The 11,045-nt window shown below is 60.8% G+C and carries 15 protein-coding genes; 14 read left to right on the top strand and 1 reads right to left on the bottom strand.

Annotated elements, in window-relative coordinates; all coding sequences use genetic code 11:
- Positions 1-10: 10 nt before the first annotated feature.
- The 14 genes from HNQ65_RS03930 to sctU all read left to right on the top strand — a co-directional run bounded on the left by HNQ65_RS03930 (position 11) and on the right by sctU (position 9,978).
- Positions 11-268, top strand: coding sequence for a hypothetical protein (locus HNQ65_RS03930; RefSeq protein ID WP_184338162.1), 258 nt, complete (start codon positions 11-13; stop codon positions 266-268).
- A gap of 27 nt (positions 269-295) precedes the next feature.
- On the top strand, positions 296-703 hold the full coding sequence (locus HNQ65_RS03925; protein ID WP_184338161.1) for a tetratricopeptide repeat protein: 408 nt from the start codon (positions 296-298) through the stop codon (positions 701-703).
- A complete protein-coding gene (locus HNQ65_RS03920) occupies positions 700-1,140 on the top strand; it encodes a hypothetical protein (protein WP_184338160.1) in 441 nt (146 codons plus the stop codon). The genes HNQ65_RS03925 and HNQ65_RS03920 overlap by 4 nt, the downstream gene beginning before the upstream one ends.
- A gap of 95 nt (positions 1,141-1,235) precedes the next feature.
- Entirely contained in the window at positions 1,236-1,937 is a 702-nt protein-coding gene (gene sctJ / locus HNQ65_RS03915) for a type III secretion system inner membrane ring lipoprotein SctJ (protein WP_343076549.1), read from the top strand.
- 13 nt (positions 1,938-1,950) lie between these two features.
- Positions 1,951-2,637, top strand: a complete 687-nt coding sequence (locus tag HNQ65_RS03910) for a SctK family type III secretion system sorting platform protein (RefSeq protein ID WP_184338158.1) — start codon at positions 1,951-1,953, stop codon at positions 2,635-2,637.
- Positions 2,625-3,230: an HrpE/YscL family type III secretion apparatus protein gene (locus HNQ65_RS03905; RefSeq protein ID WP_184338157.1), complete on the top strand. Its 606-nt coding sequence runs from the start codon at positions 2,625-2,627 to the stop codon at positions 3,228-3,230. The genes HNQ65_RS03910 and HNQ65_RS03905 overlap by 13 nt, the downstream gene beginning before the upstream one ends.
- A gap of 5 nt (positions 3,231-3,235) precedes the next feature.
- Positions 3,236-4,567 carry a type III secretion system ATPase SctN gene (gene sctN / locus HNQ65_RS03900; RefSeq protein WP_184338156.1) on the top strand — a complete coding sequence of 444 codons (1,332 nt, stop codon included), beginning with the start codon at positions 3,236-3,238 and terminating at the stop codon, positions 4,565-4,567.
- A gap of 6 nt (positions 4,568-4,573) precedes the next feature.
- Positions 4,574-5,089, top strand: a complete 516-nt coding sequence (gene sctO, locus HNQ65_RS03895; protein ID WP_184338155.1) for a type III secretion system stalk subunit SctO — start codon at positions 4,574-4,576, stop codon at positions 5,087-5,089.
- Positions 5,076-6,152, top strand: coding sequence for a hypothetical protein (locus HNQ65_RS03890; protein ID WP_184338154.1), 1,077 nt, complete (start codon positions 5,076-5,078; stop codon positions 6,150-6,152). The genes sctO and HNQ65_RS03890 overlap by 14 nt, the downstream gene beginning before the upstream one ends.
- Positions 6,153-6,173: 21 nt before the next feature.
- The gene (sctQ, locus tag HNQ65_RS03885) at positions 6,174-7,178 is read left to right on the top strand and encodes a type III secretion system cytoplasmic ring protein SctQ (RefSeq protein ID WP_184338153.1); all 1,005 of its coding nucleotides are present in this window, start codon (positions 6,174-6,176) and stop codon (positions 7,176-7,178) included.
- On the top strand, positions 7,175-7,846 hold the full coding sequence (gene sctR, locus HNQ65_RS03880) for a type III secretion system export apparatus subunit SctR (RefSeq protein WP_184338152.1): 672 nt from the start codon (positions 7,175-7,177) through the stop codon (positions 7,844-7,846). Before sctQ ends, sctR begins: the two co-directional genes overlap by 4 nt.
- Before the next feature lie 24 nt (positions 7,847-7,870).
- Complete coding sequence (gene sctS, locus HNQ65_RS03875; protein WP_184338151.1) at positions 7,871-8,140, top strand: type III secretion system export apparatus subunit SctS; 270 nt, start codon at positions 7,871-7,873, stop codon at positions 8,138-8,140.
- Entirely contained in the window at positions 8,137-8,931 is a 795-nt protein-coding gene (sctT, locus tag HNQ65_RS03870) for a type III secretion system export apparatus subunit SctT (RefSeq protein WP_184338150.1), read from the top strand. Before sctS ends, sctT begins: the two co-directional genes overlap by 4 nt.
- A complete protein-coding gene (sctU, locus tag HNQ65_RS03865) occupies positions 8,932-9,978 on the top strand; it encodes a type III secretion system export apparatus subunit SctU (protein WP_184338149.1) in 1,047 nt (348 codons plus the stop codon).
- 7 nt (positions 9,979-9,985) lie between these two features.
- On the opposite strand, the gene HNQ65_RS03860 is transcribed toward sctU, so the two are convergent.
- On the bottom strand, positions 9,986-10,753 hold the full coding sequence (locus HNQ65_RS03860; protein WP_184338148.1) for an RNA polymerase sigma factor: 768 nt from the start codon (positions 10,751-10,753) through the stop codon (positions 9,986-9,988).
- Between the last annotated feature and the right edge of the window lie 292 nt (positions 10,754-11,045).

Here is an 11,045-nt window from a genome sequence, read left to right as displayed (position 1 = left end):
ACACCTCACTATGGCTATTCCCTCCTTCAGCCCCGCCTTGTTTTCCGACTCCGAGGTCTGGACCAAGATCAAAACCATGGCCACCACGCTCAACACGGAGACCACCCAGGTCGTCACGGACGCCAGCACCACCGACTTCTCCGACCCCGGCTCCGTCGTCCTGCTGCAGATGCGCGTCAATCAGGTGACCAACGCCGCCACGGCTGTCTCCAATCTCGTGAAAGCGATCCAGGAGCCTTCCAAGAACGCTGTGTCAAACCTCCGCTAATCCAGTTCCCGCCACCCGCCTAAAATCATGGTTCAGATCGACTCAGAACTGGTGCGTCTGCTCATGCGAGTGGGTTACACCGCCGCGTGGAACGGCCTCCACCAGGAGGCGCTCTCCATCTTTGAAGGCGTGGGTGCCGTGCGCTCGGAAAACGAAGTGCCGGTGATCGGCGCCTCCGTGGTGGCCATGCTGGCAGGCCACTACGACGTCGCGGTGACGACCCTGCGCGAAGGAGCGCTCACTCTCAATCCCGACAGCGCATTGGCGCGCGCCCACCTCGGTGTGGCGCTGCGCCTGCGCGGGGATGAGGACGCCGGCCAGACGCTGCTGCAGGAGGTGGCTGCGCAAACGACCGATCCAGACGCCGCCACCATGGCGCGCAACGTTGCCAAACTCAGCCCAGATCAGCTCAAACCCAATCTCAGCCTGCTATGACCACAGCCGTCATCGCTGCCGCCGCTCCAGCGCCCGCAGCTTTCAGCCAACCACTGCCTGTCACCCCCCCTGCCTCATCCATGGCAGATGTGGACCGCCTGCGCGCACTCGTCGCCGGAGTGCAGCCCGTCAGCGGCACCAGCACGCCGCCCGTGAATCAGGCCGCTCAGGCAGAGCAGGGCGGCTTCCGCACCTTGGGTGACTCCATTCTTGAAGGCGTGTCCAAGTTCAATCTCGGCTACAACGATTCGCTCAACGGCATCACCACCAAGATCGAGGAAATCTCCCGCGCAGATCCTCTCCAGCTTGGCAACGACTTCGGCCAGATCATGTCCCTGCAGATCGAGATCGCCCGCTGGACCATGTCTGTCATGGGCGTGGACAATGCCTCCAAGGCTGGCACCAACACCATCAAGGAGCTTAGCAAAGGCGGCTGATGCAGCCTCATGCGATCTCGTCTTTTCCCAACATTCCAACTGCGACTTTTTTCCCTGTGATAGCACGCCTGTCCTTATTTATACGCCCCTTGCTGGTGCTCACCCTTTTCGTGCTGACATCTTGCAGCAAGGTTCCCTTGTTCAGCGAGCTCAAAGAGGAGGAGTCCAATGAGATCATGGCCTATCTCCTGGATCAGAAGATCGACTGCAGCAAGGTGCCCGGGAAAGAAGGGTTGTGGATTCTCGAAGTACCGCAGGAAGATTTCGCACTGGCCATGTCTTCACTTCAGGCCATCGGGCTGCCCCGGCAGAAACTCATGAAAATGGGGGACGTCTTTCAGAAGAGCGGCCTTGTCAGCTCGCCAACGGAGGAGCGCATCCGCTTCATCGATGCGCTCAGCCAGGAGCTCTCAGACACGCTCATGAAGGTGGATGGGGTCGTGGCCGCCAAGGTCCACATCGCCCTGCCAAACAACGATCCGCTGAGCGAGAAAACACTGCTGCCATCTGCGGCTGTCTTCATCAAATTTCGTCCCGGCTATGATGTGGAAAGCTCCACTCCCGACTTGAAAAACCTCGTCACCAAATCCGTCGAGGGGCTCACCTTTGAAAATGTGGAGCTCGTCATGAGTCCCGCGGAGGCCATGCCGCCAAAGCCCAAGGCGGAGTCTTCCAGCTTTCTCGCCCAGTGGCAGCAGAAAATGTCCGCCGGCGCCTTTGCAGCTATTTGTGCAGGTGCGGGCTTTGGGCTCGCCGTGCTCGTCCTCGTGCTCCTGCGCAAAAAGATCATCGCCTAACCCATACGCATAGATGAAACCCCACAGCGGATGGTACGTACAGCAGGCCAAGGCCAACCCGGATCTCTTCCGGGTGGTCTATGACTTCAACTGCCGTCCCCAGTTCTGGTTGCATAGCGCGGTCACGGCAGAACTGCCTCATGCCGTCGTGGTGCGGGCGCTTGCCGGGGCTGCGCATGGTGGCAGGCACCTTGCCGCCTGGCTGTCCAAAACCCTGGGGCTGGGGGCACAAGAGGCGGTGTGGGATTTTCAGGAGCCGCGCAGACGTCTCGCTCTGCTCAGCCCGGAGTCTTTGTTGAAACTGGCACGCTTTGCCGGTGCGGCGCTGTGCTGGCCACGGCTTTCCTCCGTCATCGGACGCACCGAGATCCAGGAGATCAAGGCCGCCCTCGGCGAAGACGCCTACTCCTTCGCACTCCGCCGTGCCCGGCTTCTGGTTGCTCAAAAAGACGCGCTCGTCCCTCAGTCTGGTGAGCCTCTCATGCCTCAGGTGATCGAGGCGGGTTGGAGCCTCGTCGCCACGGCGGCCAGCGATGACGCGGACTCCGTGCAGCAGCGTCTCATGCTCAAGCTGCCGCCCTCAGTCGCCAAAAAAACCGTCCGCCCCGTGGATCCGGATCTGCGCGCACGCGCCTGGAGTCTCATCCGCAAAATCAGCCCCGCAGTCTTTACCGAAGGAGAGTCCAAATGCTTTGCCTAGAGAACAGCGGCGTCACCGTCGCCCCATCCGCCAAGGTGATCAAACGTGATGAGCATGCGTTCATCCTGGAAGGGCAGCGCATTCTTGAGGCTGCGCGGCATGAGGCCGGGCTCATCCGCCAGAAAGCCGAGGCCGAGGCAGCGCAAAAACGGCAGGAGGGCTTTCAGCAGGGCGTGGAGGAGGGCAAGGCGCAGATAGCCGAGCACATCGTGCAGTGCATGGGCCAGAGCGCCGCCTACTTCTCCAAGGTGGAGGATGTCATGGTGGACCTCGTCATGCGCGCGGTGAGGCACGTCATCGGCGAGATGAACCAGCGGGATGTGGCCGAGCGCATCGTGCGCCGCGCATTGGAGAGCACACGGAATGAGAGCCAGGTCACCGTGCGCGTGGCCCCTGCCCAGGCAGATTGGCTGAAAGGCCGCCTCGATGCCATCATGCAGGCCTTCCCCAAGGTGCAGTTTCTGCACATTGAATCTGACACCCGCATGCCGGAAAACAGCTGCATCCTGGAGACTGAAATCGGTGTCGTGGATGCCTCGCTGGAGACACAGCTCAAGGCCATCGAAAAGGCTCTCATCCGGTCCATGAAATAAACAGCATGAGCCCCGCCACCTTCGATTTTGACTCCCTCACTGCACGCCTGAATCGCGGCATGGACTCCGTGCCGCCGCTCAGTCTTCGCGGGCGTGTCATGCAGGTGACGGGCACGATTCTGAAGGCCTACGCGCCGGGCGCAAAAATCGGCGAGCTCTGCCGTCTCAAGAACCCCTGGGAGGAGGAAGGCATTCTCGGCGAGGTCGTCGGCTTCTCCAAAAACCTGGCGCTCATCACTCCTCTGGGGGAGATGCTTGGCCTCTCCTCCACCACCGAGGTCATTCCCACCGGGGAGATTCACAAGGTGCCGGTGGGAAAAGAAATGCTCGGGCGCGTGCTGGATGGTCTCGGCAATCCCTCGGATGGCAAAGGCCCTTTCAAGATCGACGACTACTACGCCGTCACCGCAGATCCTCCGAATGCGATGACGCGTCAGCTTATTTCAAAGCCCATCAGTCTCGGCGTGCGCGCTCTTGATGGTCTGCTTACGTGCGGGGAGGGGCAGCGCATGGGCATCTTTGCGGCTGCCGGTGGTGGCAAGAGCACGCTGCTCAGCCAGATCATCCGCAACACCACTGCAGACATAGTGGTGCTGGCCCTCATCGGTGAGCGTGGGCGTGAGGTTCGCGAATTCCTGGAGCGTGATCTCGGCGAGGAGGGCGTGAAGCGCGCCGTCACCGTCATCGCCACTTCGGACCGTCCTTCCATGGAGCGTCTGAAGTGCGCCTATGTGGCCACCGCCATCGCCGAGTATTTCCGTGATCAGGGCAAGAAGGTGCTCCTGCTCATGGACAGCGTCACACGCTTTGCACGTGCTTTGCGTGAGATCGGGCTGGCCGCTGGTGAGCCGCCCACACGCCGTGGCTTTCCGCCTTCCGTCTTCGCCACGCTGCCGCGCATGATGGAGCGCGCTGGTTGCTCGGACACCGGCAGCATCACCGCGCTCTACACTGTGCTCGTGGAGGGAGATGACATGACCGAGCCCGTCGCGGATGAGACGCGCTCCATTCTTGACGGCCACATCGTACTCAGCCGCAAGCTCGGCGCCGCCAATCACTATCCAGCCATCGACGTGCTGGCCAGTGTCAGCCGTCTTTTCACCGCCATCAACACACCGGACCACATGAAGGCGGCGGGGAAAATACGCAACCTCATGTCCAAATACCAGGAGGTGGAGCTGCTCGTGCGCATTGGCGAATACAAGAAAGGCAGTGATGCCGCCGCCGACGAGGCCATCTCCAAGATCGACGCCATCAACGGCTTCCTTCGTCAGGGGCTCAGGGAGCAGAACACCTTTGCCGAAACCACTCAGGCCATGCTGCAACTCACCAAATAAAACTGCATGGAACGCTACCCTCTCCAGGACATGGTCTTCGTGCGGACCCACCGCGAAGACAAGGCCAGCAAGGCCCTCACCATCGCACGCCGTGCGGTGGCGGAGGCGGAGCGATTCCTCGCGCAAAAGCAACGGGAGCTGGAAGAATACGCCGCGTGGAGAGCCGTGGAGGAGGAGCGTCTCATTCAGTCCATCCTGAAACGCCCCGTCAAGCTGGGGGACATCACCGACATCCGCTTTGAAATCACCGGTATGCGTGACCGTGAGCTCGACTGCGTGGACCAGGTGCGCAAGGCGGAAGGGGAGCTGGATCGCGTTAAAGCCGAGATGGAGCAGGCGAAGCTGGCCTATCGCAAAGCCACCCAGGAACTCGAAAAGCTCGTCGAGCACCGCACCGCGTGGCAGGAGGAGCAAAACTTCGAGATCGAGCGTCTGGCTGATCTCGAGCTGGAAGATTTCATCGGCCCGAAAAATCAAGATTTGGAACTGCAACCGGAGGACTCCTATTATGAACTCAATTGAAACCGCCGCACCGCTCATCGTCGGCACGCTCGACAGTGACGGCAATGACCTCAGCAGCCTGCCGGGCTCGGATCCAGCCGCTCTAGAAATGCTGCGCGCCATGATCGGCGGCATTGCCCCCCAGCAGACAGGGCTCGTATCCATGGCTGGCGGAGCTTCCGAGGCGAAGACTCTTTCCACCAAGATTCAGACCTTGCTCTCCAAGGCACTGGCAGACGAGTCGCTGTCTGAATCCCTGGCCTCCATCATGACGGCTTTGCAGGGCAGACTTTCTGCCAGCACAGCACCGGTGGAAGCGGCGGCGGCTCTGCTTGCAGCTGATCAGTCCTCCATCTCCATACCCGGTGCTGGCACGCTTCCGAAATCTGTCTTCTCTCCTGAAACGGCGGCGTTCCCACCTGCCGAGGCCGCTTTCTCTCCTGACTCGCTGGCCATGATGAAGCAGCTCCTCGGCAGCATGCAGGATCCGGCATCTTCCACCGTCACAGACCCCGCTTTGCAGGAACTCCAGCAGGCGCTCGGCGCTGCGCTGAATCCACCTGTGGATGAAGTGACGGAGCCTTTCAAGATCGATCCCGCAGACACACCGCCGCCGCCTCCTGACACCTCCAGCCTGGGGCACAGCATCCTGCACTCGCTGGGCGCACACTCCTCGGCTGCAGCCGCGCCGGTGTCTCATGCACCGTCTGCCGAACGCGTGGAGCAGGTCAGCGCACTGATCACAGAAATGGCAGATCGTGTTCTCGTGACAGATCCTCTGCACGGTCAGACGCAGGAGGTCCGCATCACTCTGGCGGACGATCTGATGCCCGGCACCGACCTCCGCGTCTGGCGGGAAGACGGCGGGCAGCTGCGTGTGGAGTTTGACACCGTGTCTCCCTACTGGGCACGTGTTTTGAACGAAGCATCTCCTTTGCTGGCGCAGCGTCTCAATGAGCGCCTCGGCCAGCCTGAGCAGCCTGCACAGGTCACAGTGCAGCATCACGGTGGGCAGCCCGAGGACGGGCGTTCCCGCAATCGCCAGTCTCCCTGGGAGTTCGCCCAGCAGGCACTCAATTCCTAACCATTCCTTCCCGCCTCCCGAGTGAGTCAGCCCCCACCATCAGCACGTCCGCTGCCCGCCAGGCCTGAATTTGTCAGGCTGGCCAACCGCATCGCTGGAAGGCGCCGCACATTGAGTTTTGACTGGAACGGCCAGCGCGCTCACTTCGGCTTTTCCAATGCCACCAGCCACCCTCGCGGCAGCTGGAGTCTTGGTATCGTCATGGGCGGGCATCCGCTCACGGTGGAGATCAGCCGCCTGCCTGACCTCACCTGGATCGATCCCACACTCGCCGGGGTGGATGTGCAGGCACTCCCGCCCGAGCTGGCCTGCGGCCTCGTGGAGGCCAGCTTTGGAGAGATCTTCACCGCACTTTGCAAGCTGGGCATCGATGTGAAGATCACCTCGGTGGAGCCCTTTACCTTCCGTGATGCTTCGGAGGAAATCATCGGCTGGCAGGTGGATCGCGGCGGTCAGACCGGCTGGATTCACGGCCATGTGTCGGGCAATGAGGCTGCGCTGGGCCACCTGGCCGGGCTCATCAGCAAAGCTCCGGTGCAGGAGGGGGCTGGCACGCAGGAGATCCCCGTGCCGGTGCATCTCGTGGCTGGCGCGCTCACACTGCCTCTCGCGGACTGGCGTGCCCTGCAGGCTCATGACGTGCTGCTGGCCGGAGGACTGCGCGATTTCAGGCTCACCCGCACCTGCACCCTTCAGGCAGCCGGCCGCAGTCTGGCCATGGGCACGCTCAAAGACAAAAGCTTCACACTTCAAAACCTCATCCCCACACCTGCCTCGACCATGGGAGACCCCGCCAAGCCTGCATCCGTCAATGACATCGACATCGAGCTGACCTTCGTCGCTGGTCACACCACCCTCACCGTCGCTGAGCTGCGCGGTCTGGCGCCGGGCTTCACCTTTGAGCTGCCGGTCCTGGCCGGGGAGGGGCTCACCATCTGCGCTAATGGCAGGCCTGTGGGCAAAGGCGAACTGATCGAAGTGGGCGACCACCTCGGCGTGCGCATCACCGAGTTTTCCGCATCATGACCTCGTTCCAGATTCCAGATCCGCTCACGCTCATCGTGCTCACGGCGGTGCTCGCGCTCGCGCCGTTTTTTGCCATCATGGCCACTTCGTATGTAAAGCTCGTCGTGGTGCTCAGCCTCGTGCGCAATGCCCTCGGCATCCAGCAGATCCCGCCAAACATGGTGCTCAACGGCATCGCCGTCATTCTCACCATCTACATCATGGCCCCCGTGGGGCAGAGCACGTTTGCGGCGGTGGAAAAGGAGGACTTCAAGGAGTTCACCCCGGCCAGGCTCCGGCTCGTGCTGGAGAAGGGGAGCACCCCCATCCGCGACTTCCTGAACCGGCACACCTCCGCGCATGAGAAAAAATTCTTCCTCGACACCGCACGCCGCGTCTGGGGAAACGACGCCCGCGTGGAGATCAGCAACGACAGCTTCTTCGTGCTCATCCCAGCCTTCACCGTCAGCGAGCTCACCGCCGCCTTTCAGATCGGCTTCCTGCTCTATCTCCCGTTCATCGCCATCGACCTCATCGTCTCCAACATCCTGCTGGCCATGGGCATGATGATGGTCTCCCCCATGACGATCTCTCTCCCCTTCAAGCTTCTGCTCTTCGTCCTCGTGGATGGCTGGGCGCGGCTGATCCATGGCCTGGTGATGACCTACGTGCTCAAGAGCGGCGGATGATCCGATGAGAACTGCCACAATCGCATGAATCAAAATCTGCTCATCGAATTCACCAATCAGGCGCTCATCCTCGTGCTCCTGCTTTCCATGCCGCCCATCATCGTGGCCACGGTGGTCGGCGTGCTGGTGAGCCTGGTGCAGGCTCTGACGCAGGTGCAGGAGCAGACGCTGGGCTTTGCCATCAAGCTGGTCGTCGTGGCCGTGGTCCTGCTGGTCACCGCCGGCTGGACAGGGGCTGAGATGTACAAATACACCGTCCACATCTTTGAAACTTTCCCCACGCTGCAGCGATGATCACGGACCTCGATGTGCGCACGGTATTTCTGGTCATCGTGTTCACGCTGCCACGCATGATGTCGGCGCTGCTCATCTCGCCCTTTTTTGGCGACCAGTTCATCCAGGGCATGGCGCGGCAGGTGGTCATCATGTCCCTCAGCCTCATGGCCATCCCCATCACCCTGAAGGCCGGCATCCATCTGCCTGACACCGCCGCCTGGCCGGTGCATGCGATGATCGTACTGGTGAAGGAGATCTGCATCGGTCTGCTGATCGGCTACGGCACGGGGCTCGTGTTCTGGATTGCCGAGGGCACGGGCTTTTTTATCGACAACCAGCGCGGCAGCTCCATGGCTGAAATGTTTGACCCCATGTCCGGCGGCAGCAGCTCCCTCTTTGGCGTGCTGTTTACCAAGGTGCTCGGCGTGCTCTTCTTTCTGGGCGGCGGCTTTGCGGCCTTTCTCACCATCATGTACGACAGCTATGTCTCGTGGCCCGTCTTCTCGTTCTTCCCGGAGTTTCAGCCGACCTTTGCCATCGCCTGCCTGAACATGCTGGACACCCTGATGGGTCTCATCGTCACGTATTCCGCGCCCATCATCATCGCCATGTTCATCGCAGAATTTGGCCTGGGCCTGATGAACCGCTTCAGCCCGCAGCTGAATGTCTTCTTCCTCGCCATGCCTGTGAAAAGCGGCATCGCCTCGCTGCTCATCATCTTTTACCTCGTTTTTCTCATGGGTTTCTTCAAAACCCAGATCATGACGCCGGATAAGTGGCATGTGTTCTTCCACGGACTCTTCAAATAGATGAGCGAAAAGACCGAGGACCCAACACCGAAGAAGCTGCGGGACGCCCGGCAGAAAGGGCAGGTGGCCAAGAGCCAGGACGTCACCACCGCGGCGCTCACCGTGGCCTCCTTTGTCCTCATCTCCGCCCTCTGGCCCTGGTATGTGGAGCAGCTCAAGGCCCTCATGCTGCTGCCCACCGCCTTTACAGGCCAGCCTTTTGAAGACGTGGTCGATCAGGTCATGAAGGCCATCGCCATGAAGATCCTGCTGCTCTCAGCCCCCATGCTCGCCATCGTCGTGGTCATCGGCATCGGCTCAAACCTGGCGCAGGTGGGCTTCATGCTGGTCTTTGAGCCCGTCAAGCCGGAGCTCAAAAAGCTCAACCCGCTGGACAAGCTCAAGCAGATGTTCTCGGTCAAAAACCTCGTCGAGTTCCTGAAATCCGCCGCCAAGGTCATCATCATCGCCGTGCTGATCTACATCGTCACCAAGAACAGCCTCGACCCGCTCACCCGCGTGCCCTATGCAGGCGAGACAGGCGTGCTGCTGGCGCTCAAGCCCATGCTCAGCACCCTGGCCATCAATGTCACGCTGGTGTACATCGCCCTGGCTGCGGTGGATTACTTCTTCCAAAAGTTCCAGCACATCAAGCAGCTCAAGATGAGCAAGGACGAGGTGAAGCGCGAGTACAAGGAAAGCGAGGGCAATCCTGAGATCAAAGGCAAGCGCAAGCAACTGCACCAGGAGATGGTCATGAACGACACCATGGAGCGCACCCGCGGCGCCAGCGTCCTCGTCACCAATCCCACACACCTGGCCATCGCCATCTACTACAAGGAGGAGGACAATCAGATGCCCAGGGTTCTCGCCAAAGGGGAGGACTATGTGGCCAAGCGCATGATCGAGGTGGCCCGGCAGGAGGGCATCCCTGTCATGCAGCACATCCCGCTTGCGCGCGCCATTTACGAAAAAGTGGACATCGACCGCTTCATCCCCGCAGACCTCATCGAGCCCATGGCCGAGGTGCTCCGCTGGCTCAAGGAATTCCACGACCAGCAGCACTGAGCCGAGCTCACGCCGCCACGGCTTCCAGCAGCACGCGGATCTCGTGCTCGATGTCCGCCGGATCTTCCACCGTTTCCGCAATCTGCTGCCGCAGCAGTTCTCCGTAGCGCTTGCGCATGCGGAAGACCGCCACCGCCACCGTCCCCGAGCTCATGCCTATGGAGGCACCCAGCTCCTGGTAGGAGTTGGGGTTTGAGCTGCCAATCAGGAAAGGCTGCAGCGCCGTGAAGAGCGGCAGCTTTCCGACTTTCTCGTACTCAGCCTTCAGCGCCTGAAGCGCACGCTGCAGCAGGTTTTCCGCCCAGCTTCTCTCAAAGTGCTTCTCCGGCGTTTCCGGGTGGGCGATCTCGCGCTCATAGCGGTTTTCGCTCTCCCCGGCGTCCAGCGGCACAAAGTTCACCCTGCCGCCGCGCTTTTCCGCGTTCTGCTTCCGCACTTCGTTGCTCACGAAATGGCGCAGCGCACCCAGCAGGAAGGAGCGGAAGCGCCCCCGCTGCGGGTCCGCGTGCGACAGCACATTGTTTTTCAGCACGTGCTCAAAAAAGCCCTGGGTCAGATCTTGCGCATCTTCCGGCGAGTAGCCCATGCGCCGGACAAAGCCGTAGATCGGGTGCCAGCATGACCGGCAGATCTCCGCCAAGTCCTTTTCCGCACGCACGTCATGCATTTCCGCCGCACGTATCACCATGCTCCAGCGCGTCACCCCGAAAGCCTCTTTCGGCTTGGTGCTCGGGGGCTCTTCCGTTTGGCTGGGTGGTTGGGAAAGCTCAGACATTCTAGTTTTTTAGAGATCGTTTCCGTCTTTACTGAATTTTGCATGCGGGTGCAACCATCACAATCAAATCCTAGTGCTTCCTGGCGTTGATGGTTGTGTGTAAATCGTTGAAAAACAGAGCTTAAAAGCTAGGCTGAATGCCTCTTTTTAGTCCATGAAACGATTGTGCTTCTGCGCTCGTTTCCCTGCCGGGATGTGGCTGAAACAGTGGAATTTACAAAGATATAAGCTGAACCGTGATTCAGTCTCCTCTGGCTGGGTTAAATCCTGCCCCGATGGGCGCGCACGGTTC

The organism is Prosthecobacter vanneervenii, from assembly GCF_014203095.1.
In the GTDB taxonomy this organism is placed as follows: domain Bacteria; phylum Verrucomicrobiota; class Verrucomicrobiia; order Verrucomicrobiales; family Verrucomicrobiaceae; genus Prosthecobacter; species Prosthecobacter vanneervenii.
This window is presented reverse-complemented; position numbering and strand designations above follow the sequence as displayed.

What these genes read in the sequence shown, in the direction of transcription:
- sctU (WP_184338149.1), top strand. Translation starts at nt 8,932, where the DNA reads ATGAGCGAAAAGACCGAGGACCCAACACCGAAGAAGCTGCGGGACGCC.
- HNQ65_RS03930 (WP_184338162.1), top strand. Translation starts at nt 11, where the DNA reads ATGGCTATTCCCTCCTTCAGCCCCGCCTTGTTTTCCGACTCCGAGGTC.
- HNQ65_RS03890 (WP_184338154.1), top strand. Translation starts at nt 5,076, where the DNA reads ATGAACTCAATTGAAACCGCCGCACCGCTCATCGTCGGCACGCTCGAC.
- sctR (WP_184338152.1), top strand. Translation starts at nt 7,175, where the DNA reads ATGACCTCGTTCCAGATTCCAGATCCGCTCACGCTCATCGTGCTCACG.
- HNQ65_RS03860 (WP_184338148.1), bottom strand. Translation starts at nt 10,753, where the DNA reads ATGTCTGAGCTTTCCCAACCACCCAGCCAAACGGAAGAGCCCCCGAGC.
- HNQ65_RS03905 (WP_184338157.1), top strand. Translation starts at nt 2,625, where the DNA reads ATGCTTTGCCTAGAGAACAGCGGCGTCACCGTCGCCCCATCCGCCAAG.
- sctN (WP_184338156.1), top strand. Translation starts at nt 3,236, where the DNA reads ATGAGCCCCGCCACCTTCGATTTTGACTCCCTCACTGCACGCCTGAAT.
- sctO (WP_184338155.1), top strand. Translation starts at nt 4,574, where the DNA reads ATGGAACGCTACCCTCTCCAGGACATGGTCTTCGTGCGGACCCACCGC.
- HNQ65_RS03910 (WP_184338158.1), top strand. Translation starts at nt 1,951, where the DNA reads ATGAAACCCCACAGCGGATGGTACGTACAGCAGGCCAAGGCCAACCCG.
- sctT (WP_184338150.1), top strand. Translation starts at nt 8,137, where the DNA reads ATGATCACGGACCTCGATGTGCGCACGGTATTTCTGGTCATCGTGTTC.
- sctS (WP_184338151.1), top strand. Translation starts at nt 7,871, where the DNA reads ATGAATCAAAATCTGCTCATCGAATTCACCAATCAGGCGCTCATCCTC.
- HNQ65_RS03920 (WP_184338160.1), top strand. Translation starts at nt 700, where the DNA reads ATGACCACAGCCGTCATCGCTGCCGCCGCTCCAGCGCCCGCAGCTTTC.
- HNQ65_RS03925 (WP_184338161.1), top strand. Translation starts at nt 296, where the DNA reads ATGGTTCAGATCGACTCAGAACTGGTGCGTCTGCTCATGCGAGTGGGT.